Origin of the sequence: Aquirhabdus sp. (assembly GCF_046462495.1) — a bacterium.
Taxonomy (GTDB): domain Bacteria; phylum Pseudomonadota; class Gammaproteobacteria; order Pseudomonadales; family Moraxellaceae; genus Aquirhabdus.
The window spans coordinates 256,502-278,718 of record NZ_JBKGVE010000004.1 but is presented as its reverse complement, the minus strand read 5'-3'; the positions used below and the strand labels follow the sequence as shown (position 1 = coordinate 278,718).

Annotated in this window: 19 protein-coding genes; 7 read left to right on the top strand and 12 right to left on the bottom strand. The window is 49.3% G+C overall.

All coding sequences use genetic code 11. The features are described 5' to 3' along the window. Nucleotides 1-10: 10 nt before the first annotated feature. Nucleotides 11-2,620 (bottom strand): TonB-dependent receptor, encoded by a 2,610-nt coding sequence (locus ACLHG7_RS04765; RefSeq protein WP_410209894.1) that lies wholly within the window; start codon nucleotides 2,618-2,620, stop codon nucleotides 11-13. Nucleotides 2,621-2,848: 228 nt separating this feature from the next. Beyond that, the gene (locus tag ACLHG7_RS04760; RefSeq protein WP_410209893.1) at nucleotides 2,849-4,099 is read right to left on the bottom strand and encodes a lytic murein transglycosylase; all 1,251 of its coding nucleotides are present in this window, start codon (nucleotides 4,097-4,099) and stop codon (nucleotides 2,849-2,851) included. A 262-nt stretch (nucleotides 4,100-4,361) separates the two neighbouring features. On the opposite strand from ACLHG7_RS04760, the gene ACLHG7_RS04755 reads away from it, so the two are divergent. Together ACLHG7_RS04755 and ACLHG7_RS04750 are read left to right on the top strand one after the other, a co-directional pair. Next, complete coding sequence (locus ACLHG7_RS04755) at nucleotides 4,362-4,976, top strand: LysE family translocator (RefSeq protein ID WP_410209892.1); 615 nt, start codon at nucleotides 4,362-4,364, stop codon at nucleotides 4,974-4,976. 41 nt (nucleotides 4,977-5,017) lie between these two features. Then, nucleotides 5,018-5,500, top strand: coding sequence for a YchJ family protein (locus tag ACLHG7_RS04750; protein ID WP_410209891.1), 483 nt, complete (start codon nucleotides 5,018-5,020; stop codon nucleotides 5,498-5,500). 9 nt (nucleotides 5,501-5,509) lie between these two features. Here ACLHG7_RS04750 and rpe read toward each other — a convergent pair whose 3' ends face one another. The 8 genes from rpe to ACLHG7_RS04710 all read right to left on the bottom strand — a co-directional run bounded on the left by rpe (nucleotide 5,510) and on the right by ACLHG7_RS04710 (nucleotide 13,405). Continuing rightward, nucleotides 5,510-6,202 (bottom strand): ribulose-phosphate 3-epimerase, encoded by a 693-nt coding sequence (gene rpe / locus ACLHG7_RS04745; RefSeq protein ID WP_114900276.1) that lies wholly within the window; start codon nucleotides 6,200-6,202, stop codon nucleotides 5,510-5,512. A 142-nt stretch (nucleotides 6,203-6,344) separates the two neighbouring features. Further along, complete coding sequence (locus ACLHG7_RS04740) at nucleotides 6,345-6,716, bottom strand: 5-carboxymethyl-2-hydroxymuconate Delta-isomerase (protein ID WP_410209890.1); 372 nt, start codon at nucleotides 6,714-6,716, stop codon at nucleotides 6,345-6,347. A gap of 18 nt (nucleotides 6,717-6,734) precedes the next feature. Then, nucleotides 6,735-7,943: an MFS transporter gene (locus ACLHG7_RS04735; protein ID WP_410210386.1), complete on the bottom strand. Its 1,209-nt coding sequence runs from the start codon at nucleotides 7,941-7,943 to the stop codon at nucleotides 6,735-6,737. A gap of 499 nt (nucleotides 7,944-8,442) precedes the next feature. Beyond that, nucleotides 8,443-9,720 carry a dicarboxylate/amino acid:cation symporter gene (locus ACLHG7_RS04730; protein ID WP_410209889.1) on the bottom strand — a complete coding sequence of 426 codons (1,278 nt, stop codon included), beginning with the start codon at nucleotides 9,718-9,720 and terminating at the stop codon, nucleotides 8,443-8,445. A gap of 304 nt (nucleotides 9,721-10,024) precedes the next feature. Further along, nucleotides 10,025-10,303 (bottom strand): peptidylprolyl isomerase, encoded by a 279-nt coding sequence (locus ACLHG7_RS04725; protein WP_114900279.1) that lies wholly within the window; start codon nucleotides 10,301-10,303, stop codon nucleotides 10,025-10,027. Nucleotides 10,304-10,332: 29 nt separating this feature from the next. Next, nucleotides 10,333-10,971: a LysE family translocator gene (locus ACLHG7_RS04720; RefSeq protein ID WP_410209888.1), complete on the bottom strand. Its 639-nt coding sequence runs from the start codon at nucleotides 10,969-10,971 to the stop codon at nucleotides 10,333-10,335. 119 nt (nucleotides 10,972-11,090) lie between these two features. Beyond that, on the bottom strand, nucleotides 11,091-12,686 hold the full coding sequence (locus ACLHG7_RS04715; protein ID WP_410209887.1) for a flavin-containing monooxygenase: 1,596 nt from the start codon (nucleotides 12,684-12,686) through the stop codon (nucleotides 11,091-11,093). 47 nt (nucleotides 12,687-12,733) lie between these two features. Further along, a complete protein-coding gene (locus ACLHG7_RS04710) occupies nucleotides 12,734-13,405 on the bottom strand; it encodes a TetR/AcrR family transcriptional regulator (RefSeq protein WP_410209886.1) in 672 nt (223 codons plus the stop codon). Nucleotides 13,406-13,687: 282 nt separating this feature from the next. On the opposite strand from ACLHG7_RS04710, the gene ACLHG7_RS04705 reads away from it, so the two are divergent. Then, entirely contained in the window at nucleotides 13,688-14,290 is a 603-nt protein-coding gene (locus ACLHG7_RS04705; protein WP_410209885.1) for a glutathione S-transferase family protein, read from the top strand. A 5-nt stretch (nucleotides 14,291-14,295) separates the two neighbouring features. Here ACLHG7_RS04705 and putA read toward each other — a convergent pair whose 3' ends face one another. Then, nucleotides 14,296-18,018 (bottom strand): bifunctional proline dehydrogenase/L-glutamate gamma-semialdehyde dehydrogenase PutA, encoded by a 3,723-nt coding sequence (putA, locus tag ACLHG7_RS04700; RefSeq protein ID WP_410209884.1) that lies wholly within the window; start codon nucleotides 18,016-18,018, stop codon nucleotides 14,296-14,298. Nucleotides 18,019-18,172: 154 nt separating this feature from the next. On the opposite strand from putA, the gene ACLHG7_RS04695 reads away from it, so the two are divergent. The 4 genes from ACLHG7_RS04695 (at nucleotide 18,173) to ACLHG7_RS04680 (ending at nucleotide 20,444) form a co-directional block, all read left to right on the top strand. Beyond that, nucleotides 18,173-18,640, top strand: coding sequence for an Lrp/AsnC ligand binding domain-containing protein (locus tag ACLHG7_RS04695; RefSeq protein WP_410209883.1), 468 nt, complete (start codon nucleotides 18,173-18,175; stop codon nucleotides 18,638-18,640). Between the two features lie 53 nt (nucleotides 18,641-18,693). Then, complete coding sequence (locus ACLHG7_RS04690; RefSeq protein ID WP_410209882.1) at nucleotides 18,694-19,437, top strand: SDR family oxidoreductase; 744 nt, start codon at nucleotides 18,694-18,696, stop codon at nucleotides 19,435-19,437. Nucleotides 19,438-19,524: 87 nt separating this feature from the next. Continuing rightward, nucleotides 19,525-20,016, top strand: a complete 492-nt coding sequence (locus ACLHG7_RS04685) for a DUF1772 domain-containing protein (protein WP_410209881.1) — start codon at nucleotides 19,525-19,527, stop codon at nucleotides 20,014-20,016. A 41-nt stretch (nucleotides 20,017-20,057) separates the two neighbouring features. After that, nucleotides 20,058-20,444: a VOC family protein gene (locus ACLHG7_RS04680; RefSeq protein ID WP_410209880.1), complete on the top strand. Its 387-nt coding sequence runs from the start codon at nucleotides 20,058-20,060 to the stop codon at nucleotides 20,442-20,444. Between the two features lie 157 nt (nucleotides 20,445-20,601). On the opposite strand, the gene guaA is transcribed toward ACLHG7_RS04680, so the two are convergent. Continuing rightward, a complete protein-coding gene (guaA, locus tag ACLHG7_RS04675; RefSeq protein ID WP_114900288.1) occupies nucleotides 20,602-22,191 on the bottom strand; it encodes a glutamine-hydrolyzing GMP synthase in 1,590 nt (529 codons plus the stop codon). Nucleotides 22,192-22,217 lie beyond the last annotated feature (26 nt).

Sequence of the window (22,217 nt, the reverse complement as noted above, 5' to 3'; positions counted from 1 at the left end):
CTATAGTCAATTAGAACTTATAGCTCGCACCCAGTGTGATGAAACGGCCACGAGGATCATATAAGGATGAATCAAAATACGGCGCACTGGCATCCCACGACGGTTTTTGATTCAGCAGATTCTGAGCTGCCAAGGTCAGCGTTGTATTTTTAATCCCGGTATACGCGATACTGAGATCAAAGGTCGTGTTACTTTTAACACTCGTTGGAAAATCATCTTGACGCGCATCTTCATCAATCTTATAACCGCCCGTGTAATACCAGCTTAACGTACTGGAGACATCGTGGTAATCCCACGTCAAGGCGGTCGTCCCACGCCACTTCGGTAGTGCAAAGAAAATATTCGTTCCGGTCGCATCAACTGCATCCAGACCCGCAGCACGAGGCTTCTTATAACTGAGTACGGATGTCCAACCACCTGACAAGGAAAACTTGCCTAAATCACCGGTATGTAAAATCTGACGCAGATTAAAATCTAACCCCGACGTAGTCAGAGAACTCTGATTCTGGAACTGGTTATATACCGTCTGGAGATGACCTTGTGCATCACGCTCAATACGACCGGGATACAGATCAGGATGCTGCACGATATAACTGTCACTATCCTGCCCAATCACATCAGTTTGATTAATACGATAGAAATCTACTGACAAACTGGTATTCACCCAAGGCGACAATACCACACCAAAATCAAAGTTTTTTGAGCGCTCTGGCTTGAGTTTTGGATTAGAGGCAATGATCCCAGTATAGCTATGCGGCTTGTTTGGGGTCACTGGATCATAAGGGTCGACGGCGGAACTATAGCCTACCCCTGAACTGTTAGTGATTTCAAGCAAGGATGGCGCACGGAACCCCCGCGAAAGCGTACTGCGCAGCAGCAACCAATTGGTAGGCTGATAACGCAAGCTCAGTTTTGGTGAAAAAGCAGTTCCAAAATCGCTGTAGTGATCTAAACGACCCGCGACATTGGCTTCCAACGTCGACAATAAAGGGACTTTAAACTCGCCATAGGCCGCTGAAACATTGCGCGATCCACGTGCAATACTGATTGCGGGGCGCAGTTCAGTTCCCGAAAGAATAGCAGTCGAGGTATTGGCATTGATAGATTCATTACGGAATTGAACGCCACCAGCAAAGCCTAAATCACCCGCAGGCAAGGTCAGAATAGGTCCGGTAATCGTCGCATCCACCGAGTTCAAACGCGACACTGCAGGGCGTAGCGTGATCAAACGCAATGCGTCGACTGCACTGCTCGGGTTATTGGTTTTGGTAAAATCATAGCCGCCATCCGCAAGCAATTGCTGAAAGACATAACGATTGCCAAAGTTCGTGACACTTTCCTGCAAACGACTTTCGGAATGTAATGCCGAAGTATCCCAATCCCAATTGCCAACACTGCCTTTGGCGCCGACAAGCACACGCCCAAACTCAATGCTATCGGTTTTATTTCTTAAGCCGACATCCCATAAGTTGGTCGTGATCGGAGTCGGCTGCCCATAAGGATTAGCCGGATTGCCAACCGGTAAGGTCGTATTAATATTGGTGAGACTTTGGGTGGCATTATTCCATGCCCGTAGCCCTGTACCAACCGACAAAGGAGGCCCAAAAACAAAGCTGGTATTACTATGGCTATAGAGCAACTCACTATAGGCTTGTACCTGATCATTGATTTGCAAAGTGCCATGTAAAAGGGCATGGTAGCGATTAATACTCGGCATCAGCGTATTATATTCCGCAGGATTATAGGCCCAAACATCGCCTTGTTTACCGGGAGAGACTGCACTCCATGGGACACGCTGCACCGGACCTACGGCATGAGCAAAGCCTTGGGTTTGATCATTGTTATAGAAGTTGGTCACATTCCAATTCAAGCGCCCGCCTTGCTGGTTGCGATAATCACTATCTTTTAAATAACTCACATCACTTTGGTCTAACTGATCGCGCTGCTGACCGTCGAGCGAAAAGAAGATATTGTAGCCATCTTTATTCAGATCGCCCTTTCCAGCGAGAATATGATAGTCACGCTCAGTTTGCCCCGTCCCACTGGCGGATCGACTGGCACTGCCACCGACTTCCACCCCTTGATAGTTTTTCTTCAAAATGATGTTGACCACCCCTGCAACAGCATCAGAACCATAGACAGCTGAAGCGCCATCTTTCAGTACTTCTATTCGCTCTACAGCAGCGAGCGGCAAGGAGTTAATATCGACAAAGGTGTGCTGTTGATCATAGGATGTCGCATAGTTTGCAACACGCTTGCCATCCAGTAAAATAAGCGTACTCCCCTGACCCAGTCCACGGAGTGAAACGCCTGCCGTACCTGCTGAGAAACTCCCCGTTAGGGTCTCATCAAAGCTATTGCCTGAATTCGCAGAGACTGAGCGTAGAATATCGGTTAAATTGGTTTTTCCGCTGGCATGAATTTGCTTGGCGGTAATCACTTGCACAGCGCTAGCGCCCTCTTTTTGTACACCGCGAATGTTTGATCCAGTGACCACGATTTGCTCTACGGGTTGATCATCCTTAGGTTTGGATGGTGGTGCATCGCTGGCCTCTTGAGCCGCAGCGATTTGAGCCGCGAGCAACGAGATGATCGTTGCAGCGAGTAAATTTAATTTCATGATGACAATCTTTCTTAAAAAAAGGCGGATAAAAACAAAGACCTTTCAAAATGAAAGGTCTCGTCAATGGATTGTGTTTGAATTATGGAGAATTACTTACCGAATGGTAAATAATGATTTTAGATGCCGATATACGCAGAAATGGAAAACGCACCAAAAAAGATCATCAAGCATAAAAAAAGAGCCTTATAGGGCTCTTCTCCAATTACACTTTTTGGATTCTGATGACTAGGAAGCAGGTTGTTGTGGCGGCACCACCACCTTCTTCGGTTCTGCACGCAGTGCCTGCAATATCTTCTGACCACCACGACCATTCACAGTTAAACCCAGACGCTGCTGCTCTGTGCGAATTGCTTCACGGGTTTTATCCCCGATCATGCCATCAGGTGCGCCAATGTCGTACCCCTTGGCCAGTAGCAAGCTTTGAATCTCTCGACGCTCGGCACGCGAAGTACCCGCATCATCTGTGGGCCATGGCGTAACAAAGGGTACACCGCCGCGCAGACGATCTGACAAATGCGCAATGGCCAACCCATAGCTCTCTGCGGCGTTATAACCATAAATCGCATCGAAATTTTTAAACACAAGGAACGTCGGACCATTAATCCCTGCGGGGGACATGAGACCTGCAGAGGATGAGTCACTGAGGCCACCTTGCACCAGTGGTGAACCATCGATACGGGTGAAGCCACGATCAGACCAGATGGAAAGCGCACGCTTATTACGCCGACCTTCACCATCCGCACTAAAGCCAGCGGGGACCTTCACCTCAAAACCCCATGGCTGCCCCGTCTGCCAACCGGCTTTTTTCAGGAAATTCGCGGTCGAAGCCAGCGCATCGGGCACACTGTCAATCAGATCACGGCGTCCATCGCCATCAAAATCGACCGCAATGCGTTCAAAGGTTGAGGGCATAAATTGGGTATGTCCAAAAGCGCCTGCCCAAGAGCCTTTGAGGCGATCCGCAGAAATACTGCCGGATTGCAAAATGCGCAGTGCGGAGAAAAACTCGGAGCGAAAATAAACCTGACGTCGCCCATAGCAACTCAGCGTGCCAAGCGCCTGCACCAGAGGGTATTTTCCTGAAATATCACCATAATTACTTTCCACACCCCAGACTGCAACCACGGTCGCAGGATCAACACCATAAGTCGATTGTACTTTCTTGAGCACATCGGCATATTTGCTGAGCATCTTTTGGCCTTGCGCTACACGTTCATCATCGACCAAGCCAGACAAATAATCCCAGATGGGCGTACTAAACTCGGGCTGATAGTTGAGCTTCTCGATCACGCTTAGGTCGGGCTCCAAGCCTTCGGTATAACGACTATAGGTTTCATTGGAAACTCCTGCGGCCTTTGCAGCGCCGCTGAGTTGCCCAAGGCAGGTATTAAATTCAGGGTCTGCATAAACCTGCACGCTCGCCGTCATCGCAACGAGCAAACCGCTCGCCCAGATGGTGTTTTTGGTCAATACCATGAATCAGTCCACATTTTTGATCAACATAATGCAACCATAACACGCGTAAGACACCAGTATCATGATCTGATCGAACGACATTGTTTAATTTTGGCAAAGTTGGAGTATCACCATGTGCTTGAGGATTTAACGACGATCCGTGCCATTATTCTTCAGCATCCATCGCAGAATGATTTCTGCATATATTTTAGAAATCCTGTGCCAAAAGCCTTCTCCACAGGCATAATCCGTTGTCTCTTTGGTAAAAAATCCTGATCCTGCTATGACCGAGCTATATCTGGCTATGGTGCTGTTCGCCTTCTCGACCAGTATCACTCCCGGCCCAAACAACATGCTGATTTTAAGCTCTGGACTCAATCATGGGGTCAAGCGTAGCTTGCCGCATCTGCTCGGCATCGCCTTTGGCTTTCCGGTGATGATCATTATGATCGGCATAGGCCTCGGCACCCTCTTTGAACGCCTCCCGATCCTGCATGAAATCATCAAGGTGCTTGGGGTGCTTTACATGCTGTATCTGGCGTGGATGATTGCGACTTCAAAGCCAAAGGATCTTGCCATCAGTCGTGGTAAACCGATGGGATTCTGGCAGGCATTTTTCTTTCAGTGGGTCAATCCCAAAGGCTGGATTATGGCGCTCGGTGCAATCGCGGCGTATACCTCACTGAGTCACGACATGATTGTGCAAGCGATGATCATTGCCTTGGTATTTTTACTGGTGGGGCCACCTTGTACGGCGTGCTGGCTATTCTTAGGGGCCAGTCTGAAGCATCTTTTGCAAAAACCGCATCAACAGCGCATCTTTAATATCACGATGGCGTTATTATTAGTCGTCTCGATTGCACCTATTATTCAAGAGTTAATCATGAAATGGTTCTAGATCGATGCCGTCTTATTTTTCACAACTGATCGCTCATCACTATGCTGACCTGTCCATGTAATCCCAATCATCTGCTTAGTCACTGCTGCGGCGTCTATCATGCGGGCACACCTGCCCCGGATGCAGAGCGCTTAATGCGCTCGCGCTATAGTGCCTATGCACTAGGTCTCATTGATTATTTAGTCGCGACCACGCTGCCCGCGCAGCAATCTTTGATTGACCGTGCGGGGATTGAAGCGTGGTCAACCCGCAGTACGTGGCTGGGTTTGAGCGTTGAAAATCACACCGCGCTTACCGATAAACGCCATGCGACGGTCACTTTCACTGCGCGTTGGGCTGAAGACAAAGCGCCTGATGCCGCGGCAAGAGCGGTGACACATCGCGAACAATCAGGCTTTGTCAAAATTGCGGAGCGTTGGTATTTTCTGGACCCTACAGCACCGCTCAAAATGGGCCGCAATGACCCATGTCCTTGTGGGTCGGGTCAGAAGTTCAAGAAATGCTGTGCAGCTTGGCTGGAGTAAGACCCCGCATTAATCGGCTTTAGGTGTACCGACCAGCGCCAGTTCAGCACGCATGGCGTCAATCACAGTTTTATAATCAGGCTGATTAAAGATCGCGGAGCCTGCCACAAACATGTCGGCACCCGCTTCAGCAATCGCACGAATATTTTTCACATTTACCCCGCCATCGACTTCCAGACGAATATCGGTACGACCACTTTGCTCGATTTTTTGGCGGGCAAGACGTAACTTGTCCAGCGTACCCGGAATAAAGCTTTGCCCACCAAAACCGGGGTTCACACTCATTAAGAGCACTTGATCAACCTTATCCATCACGTAATCAAGATAATGCAGCGGCGTTGCTGGATTAAACACCAAGCCCGCTTTTGCGCCACCTGATTTGATCAATTGCAATGAACGATCAATGTGATGAGAGGCTTCAGGATGGAAGGTGATGATGCTGGCACCGGCCTCTAAAAAATACTCAATCATGCGGTCTACAGGTTCAACCATCAGATGCACATCAATCGGTGCGGTGATCCCGTAACTCCGCAGCGCGGTACAGATCATCGAACCAAAGGTCAGATTCGGCACATAATGATTGTCCATCACATCAAAGTGCACCACGTCAGCACCCGCCGTCAAAACACGCTCGACATCTTCGCCTAAACGTGCAAAATCAGCAGACAAAATTGAGGGGGCAATCCAATAAGGTTGAGTCATAGCAAGCTCGGAGATCAGGATCTAGATCGGGAAATGATGAGCGACACACTAACAGAAAACACCGCGATTGGGGAACCAATACGCGGTGCTTTTCAGGTCTTGATGGATGATTGCTGTGCAGTTGACCGATCCTCTTGATAGGTTAACGCAGATGTGGATTGATCACCGCTTTGGCATATGACTCTGCTGCAATCTCCGTAATCTCGACACACAGTTGTAAATGCGCTGCACGATATCCGACAAAAATACCATTCAGCTCATTCAGCAGCCGCTGCGATAGCGCCTGCTGAACCTCCAGCGTCCGACCTTTTAAAATTGAAAGCGTGACATGAACAAAAGCACGAGCTTCCAATCCCGCACCCACTTGAAATATCGCAAATGGGATAGCACGACTCTTGATATCGACCTCGTCAAACAAACCCGATTCGACGAGTGAGAGATTCAGGTTGTTCAATGCATCTCTCACATCAGCATCAGTTAAGTTATCCGTATATTCAAGCGTCAAATGCGGCATAAACAATCACCCACTCCATTAATGCGATGCCACAGGCTGGGCTTCGACAGTCTTGGGCAAACCACGACCGAAAGAGACTACCGTCACCAACGCCAAGAAAGCAAAAGCACCACCCATCCACATCACACTGGGAATATTTAAATGATCAACCACGCCGCCGCCAAGCAACGAACCCACGGCTATCCCAACTTGGAAAGTTGATACCACAATCGCGGCTCCACTTTCCATCGCTTCAGGCGCTGCGGCAAACATCCACATGTTCGCACAAACTGGTAAACCACCAAACGCTAACCCCCACAGTGCAATGGTTAACACGGCACCGAGTGTAGTCACTCCAAATAAGGGGAAAATCATCATCGCTGCACCCATGAGGAGCACCACGACAGCAAAGGTCTTGCGAATATCACGTGATGCCGCCATACCCGCCAAGATATTACCGACCACGCCAGCCAGACCATAGACCAGCAACAGTGTACTGATCAGCTCAGCATGAAAACCTGAAATAACTCTAAAGAACGGTGTGACATAGGTATACGCTGCAAAATGTGCGGTAACCAAAAAGACCAGACCGAGTAAACCGACACGTGCATATTTATGACGGAAAACATGAGGCAGATCGGCGAGTCGCACTGCTGTTGTCGCGGGCAAGGATGGCAGCATCAACAACTGACCGAGCAAGACAATCGCGCCCAAAAGTCCAGTGATACCAAAAGTTGCCCGCCAGCCAAAAATATCACCAATCCATGTTCCTAGCGGCACACCAAACACCGTTGCCATAGTCACACCGGTAAAGATGATCGAAGATGCGCGTCCCATGGATACGCCGGCTGGCGCCAGTCGACCACTAAGCGCAATCGCTGTGGCCCAGAAGCCACCAATCCCGATCCCTAGCAATAAACGGCCAATGACTAGGACGGTAAAGTTCGGTGCAAATGCAGAAACAAGATTAGCGACTACCATGAGCAAGGTCAGTAAACACAGTAAGATACGTCGATCCAGCTTACCCACAGAAACAGTAACCAACGGTGCGGCAAAAGCGGCAATAATCCCCGGTGCGGTGACCATCAGCCCCGCTGTGCCTACAGAAACATGTAAATCAGCTGCCACGCTAGACAGTAAACCCACAGGCAAAAACTCACTAGTAACCAGTGCAAATGCACCAATCGCCACAGACAATAGCGCAAACCAAGATTTTAAAGTTGCTTTAGGCGGTGCATCGATGGCAATGCCGCCATCCGTAGGAATCGCCAATTCGGCGCCATGTTGAGGTGTCGTCACAAGAATCTCCAACCGCGCAAGATGTAAATAAATAAAGGAGGGATGAACATGATCATTTTTATAATGATCATCACAGAATATTGCAACTTTATGCCGAGGAATCAGATTCGTCAATCTTTTATATATTGACCGTTACAAATATAAACGTTGCAAATTGATGACATCACGAACAACTTAAAATCTGCGACCTAAATATCCGGCATTAACTGATCGCACACAGGTGCAGTCAAACCATACATTTTGATACGTTCAACCTGTCGCGATAATATCTCTGGCGGCAACGTATGCAAAAGAAAACGGACTTAACAAATTAATCCAAACGGATAAAACAAAGCAGCATGATAACAGGATAATCAGAACAATATATTTTCAAAAGCTGAGATCGAAGGCTTCAGCAGAAATAAAAAAGAGCGATAAATCGCTCTTTTTTATTTGCACCAGACTCAAATCAAATCGCATCAATCCCCGTTGGGTGCTTCAGTTCTTTATCGAGCTGATCATGATCCAGCTCCTTGGCCCATTTGGCAACCACTAAGGTGGCTACACCGTTGCCAATGGTATTGGTCAATGCACGGCCTTCAGACATAAAGCGATCAATACCCAAGATGATGGCCAGACCCGCCACAGGTACACCGCCCACTGCCGACAGAGTCGCCGCCAGAACAATAAAGCCACTACCCGTTACGCCCGCCGCACCTTTAGAGGTAAGCAACAACACCGCAAGTAAAGTCACCTGCTGCAGAATGGTCATTGGTGTATTGGTTGCCTGCGCAATAAACACTGCAGCCATGGTTAGATAGATCGCCGTGCCGTCTAGGTTAAAGGAATAACCGGTAGGGATCACCAAACCGACCACGGATTTCTGTGCACCCAGCTTCTCCATCTTGATCATCATACGAGGTAGAACCGACTCTGAGGAGGATGTTCCAAGCACGATCAACAGCTCTTCTTTAATATAGTTCACAAAGCGCAAAATACTAAAACCATGTGCCCGCGCGACAATGCCTAAGATCACAAAGATGAATAATAGACAAGTGATATAGAAGGTGCCCATCAGCTTCGCCAATGGCAACAGGGAGCCAATACCATATTTACCGATGGTAAACGCCATGGCACCAAAAGCACCAATAGGTGCCAACTTCATGATCACCGTGACGATAGAAAACAGTATTTTAGAGAAACTTTCAATCAGTTCAAAAATCGGGTTTTGACGCCCACCCAGATGCTGCAAAGAGAAGCCAAACAAAATCGCAATCAGCAGAACTTGCAGAATCTCACCTTTGGCAAAGGCATCGACCATAGTACTGGGGATGATATTCATGAAGAAATCGGTGGTGGTCTGCATCTTGTGCGGATCGGTATACGCAGCGATCCCATGCGTATCCAGCAGCGCGACATTAATATTCATGCCCTCGCCTGGTTTGATCACATTGATCATCACCAGACCCACAACCAGCGCCAGCGTACTCATGATCTCAAAGTACAGTAGCGCAAGACCACCTGTCTTCCCGACCTTTTTCATATCCTCCATACCCGCGATGCCAAGGACCACGGTACAGAAGATGATCGGTGCAATCAGCATCTTGATCAGTTTAATGAAGCCATCACCGAGCGGCTTCATCGCAGCGCCGGTTTCAGGCACGAAGTGACCGAGCAACACGCCCAGACAAATCGCAAAGATCACTTGTACATAGAGTGATTTATAAAACTTCTTGCCGCTCGCCATAACTCACTCCTTGACGCGATATCATTCCATTTTTATTGGTTAAATCATTCATAGAACCAGAATCCTGATTCGAGCACATTTCTCAATGTGGTATTCGGTATAGATGCACAATCTTTATGATTGCTTGAGAGACCATCCCTGCACTTTGATTTCGTGAAAACCAAATCGGGGATTGGACAAATAAGAAGCTGAATTATGCCGTGACTTTTTGCATAAATTGCATATGAATATCAGTCTTATTGTAAAAGAATACCTGATTTCATGGCCTAGGTGGTCAACGAATCACGGTATCTACGACTAAAGTCTAATAGCGGAATTTGATCTCAACCAAATGAAAACCGAACTGGCTTTTGACCGGACCATGAACCACATGCTCCGCCTTGGTAAAGACCACTTGATCAATCGGACGGACCAATTGCCCTTTACTGATCTCACCCAACTCCCCGCCGCGCTTGGCTGAGGTACAGGTCGAATGCTGCTTGGCGAGCTTAGCAAAGTCCTCTCCAGCGGCTATCCGTGTTTTGAGCTGCTCACACAGCACACGATCCTTGACCAAGATATGACGGACGATGGCTTTGGCCATAAAAACACTCGAAAAGATGAAGAAAAGAATTAAGCCATTTTACGCTGTTCGATCAGCAAGCGTAATGCCAATCCCAATAACACAATCCCCATCACATAGCGCTGAATCATGAGCCAAAGCGGATTTAAAGCAAACCAGCGTGCAAGGCCAGCTGCAGTCAAGATCACGGTCAGATTGACCATAAAGCTCACCCCAATTTGGGTGAATCCCAGCGTCAGACTCTGCGTAAAGACCGAGCCTTGTTGTGGGGAAATAAACTGGGGCAAGATGGACAGATAGAAGATGGCAATTTTAGGATTTAAGAAACTGGTCATAAAACCCATGAGCCATAACTTGGGACGTGAATCAGGGGCTAAATCCCGTGCCTCAAAGGGTGACTTGGCATTCGGCCTCATTGCTTGCCAAGCCAGCCATAGCAGATATCCAGCACCTAACCATTTCAAGATGATATAAGCAATCGGAATCGTCAGGAATAACGCAGTCAAGCCAATCGCTGCGGCAAACATATGCACCAAGAACGCCGTCACGACGCCAAACAGCGAGATAATCGCGGCATTACGTCCCTGACAGATGGATCGCGAGAGCAAATAGATCAAATTGGGTCCCGGTGTAATCGCCATGATCAAGGCTGCGCCGATAAAAATAAACCAATGGTTCAACTCAATCATCGACGATGACTCACTTTAAATGCCATATGTGTCGTGAACATAGCATAAGCATGAATCGCCAACAATGAAAAACCGCCACACTCAGGTGACGGTTCATTGTCATATCCGCTTAAAAATACTTAGGCCGTCAATGCCATCCGCGCAGTGCTCAAGTGATCTTTGAACGTTGCTTTAACGGGCTGACCATCTTGACCCACCAATATGTAACTGGATGGATTAAAACGCAGGATACGCATGCGGTATTCCGCATTGAAGCCAGGGTAAAGTGTGTTGTTACGACCATTCGGGCTCAAGTACCAGCTTGCACAACCCGATTTCCACACCGTGTGTTCGCTACGCTGGTCCATGATTTTCACAAACTCGGCTTCAACTTCAGATTTGACAGTGATGTATTTCAGTTGACGGGCGCGGCGCAGCTCAATCGCTTGCCAGACATAATCAATCTGCGCTTCGGAGTAGGCAATCACTGAAGTATGACCGGGACCGGTAAAGGGACCGACGAGGAAATACAGGTTCGGGAAACCATGCGTGGTGATACCGTCAAACGCTTCAGCACCATCCTTCCAGCGTTCACCCAAAGACTCATTGTTTAAGCCGCGGACTTCAAACGGGGCGCCAGTACTCCGTACCTCATAGCCGGTTGCAAAGATGATCACATCCAATTCATAGTGCTTACCATCTACTGTCTCAATACCGGTTTCGGTAATGCGTTTGATACCGTGATCTTCCAGTGTCACATTGTCGCGTTGCAGTGTTGGATACCAGTCGCTAGAGACCAAGACCCGCTTACAACCAAACTTGTATTTTGGGGTCAGTTTTTCACGCAGTACGGGGTCTTTCACTTTACGTTCAAGATAACTGTGCGACATCTTTGCAGGAAAGGATTTGAAGGCATCGTACTTTAAGATCAGGAACGGCGCAGTGGCTTCATTGATCCAGTAGTTTTTCAGACGATCCACTCTCATCTTAAGGGGATTTTCACGACTGTCTTTTTTTTCGGCATCCGTTCGGTCGCGATTCGGACGTGGCATAATCCAGTTCGGGGTACGCTGAAATACAGTCAGATGCGCAACTTTCGGTGCAATAGCAGGACCAACTTGTACACCGGTTGCGCCAGTGCCAATCAGCGCAACGCGTTTACCAGTAAGATCAACACTATGATCCCAGCGTGCGGTATGAATCTTGATGCCTTTAAAATCATTGATGCCATCGATCTTGGCCACAGATGGCTCCGCAAAGGGGCCGGGTGCAGCAACCACATTCTTGGCGCGGACGATTTCGCCGCCATCCAATGTCAGCACCCACTCACCGGCAGCCTCATCAAACTTGCCGCTCACGACTTTAGAGTTAAATTGGATGTGCGGGTACATCCCGTATTTCTCTGCGCAAAAACGGATATAACTAAAGATCTCACCTTGATTGGCATACGCATTGGACCACTCAGCAGAAGGCTCAAAAGAGTAGGAATACAACGCTGACTTCACATCACAGGCACAGCCTGGATAGGTGTTATCACGCCAAGTACCACCGACTTCGCTGGCTTTTTCAAAGATCTTAAAGTTGGTAATGCCTGCTTTTTTCAGACGAATACCCATTCCTAGCCCAGAAAATCCGGTCCCAATCACCGCGACTTCCAGAACTTCTGCGGGTGACACTGATTTTGCTGGAACGGACTTTCTTGCGGCCGGCTTCTTTCTTGGTGTTGTGCTTTGCATGGTCGTGCTCACTGGTTAATCTTTAGCGATGGCGGAATGCCGTCAACTCAGATGACATCTGCTGGGATGGCCGCCCAGAGCGGCATGAGGTGTTGCAACTTGTCTTTGGGGATACTCATGATCAAACTCCCAATCGTATATTGCGTGCACATTTTTGCGGCCTCAATCGGGGCTGGCGTACCTTGTAACACCATCCGGTATCCCAAGTGCTGCACCATCCCGATCATGGCATCGGACATATCACGATGACTGCCGATCTTCAGTAAACCTGCGCTTTCTGCATGTTGATAATCCTGACTCAGCGCCGCAGCTACTGCATCACAAATCTGCCAATACAGCGCCTCAAATCCAGGAATCGCTGAGAAGCCTGAGCGAAATACCGATAAGGTAATCTCCTTATGCTTCATCAGCGTTTCAAAAATCAGGACATAGATCTGCTGCGTGGCCATGATGGATTCCAGTGGCATTTGTAAATTCACACCACGACGCACCTGCATCACACCACTGTGCAGCTCGGTGAAAACCTCATTGATGATATGCAGAAATAGCTGACTCTTGTCCTCAAACTGACCATAAAACGCACTCATCCCCACGCCTGCATTCTGGGCGATTTCGGCGACTTGCGTGCGCGCAAAACCTTTATCCGAAAACAACTGCTTGCCAGACGCGATCAGCGCCTGCCTTGTTTCTGCCAGTTGTGCTTGGGTGCGACGTGCCATGACTGAGTCTGCTTGATCAATGGGTCTAAACATATGGAATATATATTCCAATTAATTTTAAGTGTTGTCAACTGCTTTCGTCGAGATCATTTAATGATCATAGCAGCCGTATGATAGTAAAGGGTTTATAGTTATAAAATATGCAGAAGATCATGATAACGATATGCATATCCGTCATAAAACAGACAACAATTTTGCTCTAAAATGCATGTCACACTGCCATTAGAATCAGTCTGAACACCCGTCTAGCTTCCTCAAAACTGATCTCAACAAGGAATGATCATGCCCAAGCTCTACTACACCCCGCTGTCTGGACACAGTTATAAAGTGCGTTTGTTATTGTCTTTTTTGAAGATATCTTTTGAGCCTGCAGTACTGGATTTCAGCACGGGCTATCACAAGAGCCCGGAGTATCTGCAGATCAACCCTCTCGGACAAGTGCCGCTCTGGGTGGATGGTGAGGTGGTGGTGCGCGACTCACAGGCGATCTTGGTTTATCTTGCCCAGCACTATGCCGATCCGGCTTGGTTACTGCCCACCGATGCTTTAGAACTCGCCAAGATTGTGCAATGGCTATCGGTTGCTGCCAATGAAATCACCCATGGTCCAACCCAAGCGCGCGGCTACTGGCGCAAGCAACCCAGCACCATCGATATTGATGCCGCGACAAAACGCACCCATGCCATCTTAAAGATCATCAATGACCATCTCGCGACACGCCAATGGCTCGAACTCGAACGTCCAACCATCGCGGATGTCGCCTGCTTCCCCTATATCTCGCTGGTTCATGAAGGCAAAGTGTCTCTGGATGACTATCCGCATGTGCAGGCATGGATAGAGCGTTTTAAACAGATTGATGGCTATATCCCATTAGTCTCGGCATAAAAGCCTCATCCATTCTGGGCAGTATCCGCCTGCAACATCATGAGGCTGGCATTACCGCCTACAGCGGTCGTGTTGACACACAGTGCCCGTTCGATCATCAGACGCCACAGTGGAATGGGGCCATAGGTCGTCGTCTGCTGATATGATAGGAGGTGACCTGTTTGCTCAGATAGGCAAAATATTGTCTCTGCAAGCGACGGCGTGAGCGGGGTATCACTTAAGATTAGCCCAATGATCGCGGAATGATCAGACTCCAACCGAATGGCGCTCTGAAGTGATGGTGGTAATGCTTTTGGCAATAAGGCTTGGGCTGTCGCATCCAGCACGGGGGTATTGCCCGTGAGCAACACGGCAAGCAACTGGTTGATCAGTGTAGGCAATGTTGTGGCATGACAGAGAATGGCACCCCGCGGAACAAAAGATAAGGTGTTTTGCTCCCCTGTCGAGCTCACAAGCCCGAAAGACGTACCGAGTAGACTCGTCCGCTGATAAGCGGCGATAAAATTGAATAATACCGGGTCTAGAGCCCTGACCCACAGCTCTAGATCACCCAAAACACTGTGCTCCACAGCGCTTTGATCTTTGATCACGGCAGCATGATGCGTACACACCTCAGCCGCACTAGACCGCTGTAAGCGTTTGAGATACAGCGGCCCACCCGCTTTGGGTCCTGTTCCAGATTTGCCTTCACCGCCAAAGGGTTGCACCCCAACCACCGCACCTACAATATTGCGATTGATATAAATATTCCCGACATGGGCATGTTGCACCACATCCTGTATCATTTGATCAATCCGTGAATGCACGCCCATCGTTAGACCAAAACCGCTGTTGTTGACCGCCTGTACCACGTCAGGCAATTGATCCCGCTCATATCGCAAGATATGCAGCACTGGACCAAAGACCTCGCGCTTGAGCTCTGCAATCGTATCGATCTCAATCAAGGTCGGTGCGATGAAAAAGCCGTGCTGGCAAGATTCTGGTAAATCCTGCTGCGTCACGACTTTGCCCGCCGCACGCTGTGCTTCAATATAATCCCGTAAATCACGCGCGGCATCGGCATCAATCACCGGACCAATATCCACGGCCAATTGATCAGGACGACCGATTTGTAGCTCTTGCATCGCCCCTTTTAGCATCGCTACGGCCTGATCAGCAATGTCCTGCTGTAAGCACAAAACCCGTAGCGCTGAACAACGCTGACCCGCGCTGTCAAAAGCGGATACCAACACATCCTGCACCACTTGTTCAAGCAGTGCACTGGAGTCAACGATCATGGCGTTCTGCCCGCCAGTCTCGGCAATGAGCGGAATATCACGCCCTTCTTGCACGGCACGCTGGGTCAGTGTGTGATGAATTAACTGCGCCACCTGTGTCGATCCGGTAAAGACCACACCATCGACTCGTGAGTCTGCGACCAACGCCGCACCAATGGTTTCACCGTGCCCCGGTAGCAACTGTAATGCATGGGCAGGAATGCCCGCTTCATGCAGCAAAGCCACCGCACGAGCAGCCATCAGCGGCGTTTGCTCGGCAGGTTTTGCTAAGACCACATTGCCTGCTGCCAGCGCGGCACTGACCTGCCCAACAAAAATTGCCAACGGAAAGTTCCATGGACTGATACAAACCACCAGACCCAAGGCCTGTGGGTTCGTTTCCGCCTCAAACCGTGTTTGTGCCGCATAATAGCTTAAGAAATCAACCGCCTCGCGCACTTCATCCACCGCATTGGCCCACGTTTTGCCCGCTTCACGAATTGCCAGCATACAGAGCTCAAGACGATGCTGCTCAAACAAATCCGCCGCGCGTTCAAACCATGCGGCACGACTTTTCGGTGCTTGCTGCGACCAATCAGTCTTTGCCTGCTCCGCAATCGTCAGTGCTTGCTCAACATCGGAAAGCGTTGCATCAACCACCAGCCCCACCACATCACGACGATCCGCTGGGTTATAGATGTGCTGTCCGTTAGCCTTACGATCATTTTCCAAAGTCGGGAATGCCTGCCATGATTCACTCGCACATATTGCGGCATGGTCAGCAAGATCACGCAAGACGTGTTCATTACTCAAATCCAGCCCCGCAGAGTTTTTCCGGGCTGGCGCATAGAGCGCTTTGGGCAATACGATCTGCGGGTGCGGTTGACCATTCAGCAGTCGCGCTTCATTAAAAGGATCTGCGATTAAATCCTCTACCGGAATTTGCTCATCGACGATTTGATTGACAAAAGAGGAGTTCGCGCCGTTTTCCAGTAAGCGCCGCACCAGATATGCCAGTAGCGTGCGATGCGATCCAACTGGGGCATAGATACGACATGGTCGATCAAGATGATCGCTACCAACCACCTGATCATAGAGCGTTTCTCCCATGCCATGTAGGCATTGGAACTCATAATTCTCAATACCTTGTGACTTCGCCCACTGATAAATGGTCGCAACGGTATGGGCATTATGGGTAGCAAACTGGGGGTAGATCAGATGACTGGCATCCAAAAGTTTCTGGGCACAGACCAGATAGGACACATCGGTATGCACTTTACGAGTAAATACCGGATAACCAGATAGCCCATCGACCTGCGCCCGTTTGATCTCGGCATCCCAGTACGCCCCCTTCACCAGACGGATCATCATTTTCCGTCCACTGCGCTTGGCGAGATCAACTAAGTAGTCGATCACATAGGGACAGCGCTTCTGATATGCCTGCACCACAAAGCCTACCCCAGCATAACCCGCGAGCGACTGATCAAAAGCAACCCGCTCCATCATTGCCAGCGACAGCTCCAAACGATCCGCTTCTTCGGCATCAATATTCAGACCAATGTCATAGCTTTTTGCCAACCGCAGCAATTGCAATAAACGCGGCAACAATTCTGCCATCACCCGCTCGTGCTTAGCGCGGCTGTAACGCGGATGCAGCGCAGAGAGCTTGACCGAAATCCCCGCCCCCTGCTGTATGCCACGTCTTTGGGAAGCCTGCCCAATGGCATGAATAGCTTCCTCATAGGCGGAAAAATAGTACGCTGCATCCTCTTTTGTTAGCGCGGACTCACCCAGCATATCGTAAGAATAGCGATAACCCCGCTCCTCCTGAGCTTGGCTATTTTGTAAAGCCTCCTCAATGGTTTGCCCCAGTACAAACTGATTGCCCAGCATCCGAATCGCCATGGCAACCCCACTGCGAATCAAAGATGCACCCCAACGGGCGACCGCTTGGGTCAATAAGGTCTTTAGCGTCTGCTCGGGAGGAGTGCGCACAATCCTGCCTGTAACTAAGAGCCCCCATGTCGCGGCATTGACAAACATCGACGAGGATCGCCCCAGATACTGCTCCCAATCCGCTGGCCCAATCTTATCCGCGATCAAGCGATCCACCGTACGCTGATCCGGAATACGCAGCAGCGACTCAGCTAGACACATCAGTGCAATGCCACCTTCGGATGACAAGGCGAACTGATGCATCAGCGCATCAATCCCTGAAGCATGCACCCGCGCCTGCCGCACGGCCAGCACCAATCTTTTGGCCAAAATCTGACTATCAATCCGAGTAGGGTCACTGATTTGCTCTTGTGCAAGTAATGCCTGAACCGCTTCGGCCTCAGGCATGCGATAGGTCGCACTAATGGCCTGTTGCAGGCTACACGGAGCGGCCTGAATATCGGATTGCAGGGAGGAAAAGAGCACTGAAAAATCAGAGGATAACGGCAGTGAAGATTGAGGGTCTGGCTGAGGCATGGTCGGGAACTCAAGTGCGCGGCGGGGCGCGAGAGGATGATGAAATATGCTTTAGATTCTAGAGACGAAACCCCTATATTAATTCTGTAAATATGCGCTTATATTTGAATTTAATTTGACTAAAACTCTTTCTACCAAATTATATTCAGATGAGATGCCCCTCATGCTCGATAAAGTGAATAAAAGAATTCTCACCGAACTTCAGAACGACGGACGGATGAGTAATATCGATCTTTCCACCAAGGTCAACCTCTCCCCCGCCGCCTGTCTAGAACGGGTTAAACGCTTGCAAGAAGCGGGCTATATCATGCATTACAGCGCACATCTAAATCCCAAATTATTAGATGTCTCGCTCTTAGTCTTTATCGAAGTCGTACTCGATCGTACGACTTCCGATGTCTTTGAAGAATTTTCGCGAAGTATTCAGGATATCCCTGAAGTGTTGGAATGCCATATGGTGGCCGGCGGCTTTGATTACTTAGTGAAGGCTCGTGTCAAAGACATGGATGCCTATCGTGATCTACTGGGCAAGACGCTCTTACAGTTACGCGGCGTACGCGAAACTCATACCTATGCGGTCATGGAAGAAGTCAAAAATACGACTAAACTGCCGATCAAATAGTTAACATCAAACCATCATTTCACGTCATTGCTCTCACTCAAGGAGGATCTCTTATGTCTACCCCTAATACTCTCAAAACTGCCATCGTCACCGGTTCCTCCCGTGGCATTGGTCGCGCGATTGCCTTGCGTCTGGCGCAAGAAGGCTATGCCGTCGTGGTCAACTATGCGGGGCGTGTTGAGGAAGCTGATCGAGTTGTCGCTGAGATTCATGGACAAAGTGGCCAAGCGATTGCGGTACAAGCCGATGTCTCTAAAAAAGACGATTGCATCCGTTTATTTGCCGAGGCTGAGCATGCCTTTGGACAAGTTGATGTTCTGGTGAATAGTGCAGGTGTCTTTCACCTAGCGACTATCGCTGCGGCTAGTGATGAGGACTATCACCAGACCTTTAACATTAACGTGCTGGGTACGTTGAATACCATGCAACAAGCGGCGTTACGCTTACGCGATTTTGGTCGTATCATTAACTTTTCCACCAGCGCGATAGCCATTGCCCGTCCGGGTTATGGTTTGTATATCGCCTCTAAAGCCGCTGTTGAACAACTGACTCGGGTGATGGCTTCCGAATTACGGGGTCGGAATATCACGGTTAATGCCATCGCACCGGGGCCCGTCGCCACCGAAATGTTCCTATCGGGTAAGAGTGATGAGTTGATTCAGGAGTTTGCCAAAATGCCACCGCTGGAGCGTTTGGGCGAGCCTGAAGATATTGCCGGTGTAGTAGCGTTTTTGGCGGGTGCCGATGGTGCTTGGATCAATGGGCAAGTGTTGCGGGCAAATGGCGGATTGGCTTAAAAGATAAGGCATAAAACCGACATTGTTTTGTCTTTAATTTGCTCTACACTGTGTGTCTAATAAGAGTGATGCGCAGTGGAGGTCAAAATGACAATCATCGATAAAATCATCTTTCCATTTACCTTGTTTGGCGCACTTGGTTCGGGTCTGGTTGCGGGAATCTTCTTCGCTTTCTCCAATTTTGTGATGACCGCTCTTGCACGCATCCAGCCCGTAAGTGGCATCGCAGCGATGCAATCAATCAATATCGTTGTGCTTAATCCGCTATTTATGTTTATCTTTATGGGAACGGCGCTAATTAGCATTGTGTTCATCATGCTTGGATTCACACCTTGGCGCTCTCCGAATGCCGTCTGGCTTGGTATCGCAAGCGTGTTGTATTTAGGCTGCTTCATCATCACTGCAACCGTCAATGTCCCACTTAATGATACTTTAGCTGCGGTTGACCCAAACAGCGTGGGCGTTGTAGAAACTTGGCGTAATTATGTCGAGAAATGGACACTGTGGAATCATGTAAGGACGATCTGTTCATTGGCGGCTTCAGGAGCGTTTGTGATCGCCATTTGGACGGAGAAATAGATCATCACATTAGCTGACCCTACTCAATTGCGGAGACTCAAATGAAACGTGTAACCGGTATTGGCGGTATTTTCTTTAAAGCCAAAGACGCAGCAGCGCTACGAGGTTGGTACAAAAGACACCTCGGAATCGATGTCCAAGCGTGGGGTGGCACAGCATTCACATGGACCGACGATCAAGGTCAACCGGTTGCTGGATCAACCGTCTGGTCGATTGGATCACTGGATAGCGACAGCTTTGCACCCAGCATCGCCCCCTTCATGATCAACTACCGCGTAGACGATCTCCACGCATTGGTGAAGGTTTTACGTGACGAAGGTTGTAATGTGCTGGAGAAGATTGACGAATCCGAATATGGCAAGTTTGCTTGGGTGATTGATCCGGAAGGGAATAAGGTGGAGCTGTGGCAGCCGCCTATCGGACAATAATAAAAAGCCCGCAAGGATGCGGGCTTTTTTATGATTTCAGGCAAGACGCAATGCATCTTGAAATCCCTTCATTGTAGTTTGAGCATCAAACGCTCTGCCGCGGGCATAGCCCTTGGCGTAAATCTGGCTGGAGGCAGCGCCTCCAGAAACCCCAGATTTACTCCCATTCAATCGTCGCTGGTGGTTTGCTCGACACGTCATACACCACACGGGATACTTCAGCGATTTCGTTCATGATGCGGTTGCTGATTAGCTCCACCAAATCGTAAGGCAGATGAGCAAAACGCGCGGTCATAAAGTCGATGGTTTCAACAGCGCGGAGCGCAATGACCCATGCGTAACGACGACCATCACCCACTACACCAACCGACTTCACGGGTTGGAATACCGCAAAGGCTTGTGCCGTTTTGTCATACCAGCCGCTCTTACGCAGCTCTTCCATAAAGATCGCGTCGGCACGGCGCAGGATATCGGCATACTCTTGTTTGACTTCACCCAATATCCGCACGCCCAGACCTGGACCTGGGAAAGGATGACGATAGATCATTGCATGCGGCAGACCCAATGTGGTGCCCAGCTTACGCACTTCATCTTTAAACAAATCACGGAGGGGTTCAACCAAGTCAAAGTTCAGATCCGCAGGCAGACCGCCCACGTTATGATGCGACTTGATCACATGCGCCTTGCCTTGCTTGCTAGCAGCAGATTCAATCACGTCGGGGTAGATGGTACCTTGTGCAAGGAACTTCACGCCATCCAGCTTACGTGCTTCTTCGGCAAAGACTTCGATGAACACACGACCAATAATCTTGCGTTTGGCTTCTGGATCAGTCACCCCTGCGAGTTCTGACAAGAAGCGATCTTGCGCATTAGCACGGATCACTTTCATACCGTGATCGCCAGCGAACATGGTCATCACATCATCACCTTCGTTCAGACGCAGCAGACCGTTATCCACAAACACACAAGTCAATTGATCGCCAATCGCTCGGTGCAACAGCGCGGCAACGACTGAAGAATCCACACCGCCAGACAGACCCAAGAGTACTTTTTCAGAGCCGATCTGAGCGCGGAGTTGTTCGATACGGAGGTCAATAATATGTTCAGGTGTCCACAGACCGTGCGCACCACAGATGTCGATGACAAAGCGCTTTAGAATCGCTTCGCCTTGCTTGGTATGTGTCACTTCGGGATGGAACTGCACGCCGTAGAAATGACGCGCTTCATCGCTCATCGCTGCAATCGGACAGGTCGGTGTGCTGGCGTTTACGGTAAAGCTCGGTGGCAAAGTATTCACTTTATCACCATGACTCATCCACACATGCAATGTGTTTGGCTCGTCTTGAATATCTTTAAACAGGCCATCCGCTTGTTCGATTTTAACATCTGCACGCCCAAACTCATGCACCAGACCATTTTCAACCGAGCCGCCCAATTGCTCCGCCATGGTTTGCATGCCGTAGCAGATCCCGAGCACAGGCACACCGAGATTGAAAACCACTTCAGGCGCACGTGGGCTGTTATCCGCAGTCACGCTCTCAGGACCACCAGACAGAATGATGCCGTTTGGATTGAAGGCACGGATGTCCGCTTCATCCATATCATAGGCATACATCTCAGAGTACACACCGGCTTCACGCACACGACGTGCGATCAGTTGGCTGTATTGCGAGCCAAAATCAAGAATCAGGATACGGTCTTTGGTGATGGTCGTTGCGGGAGTAGTGCTATCGGCGGGACTGGTCATAAGGGCGCTTTATTCGGGCTAAATAT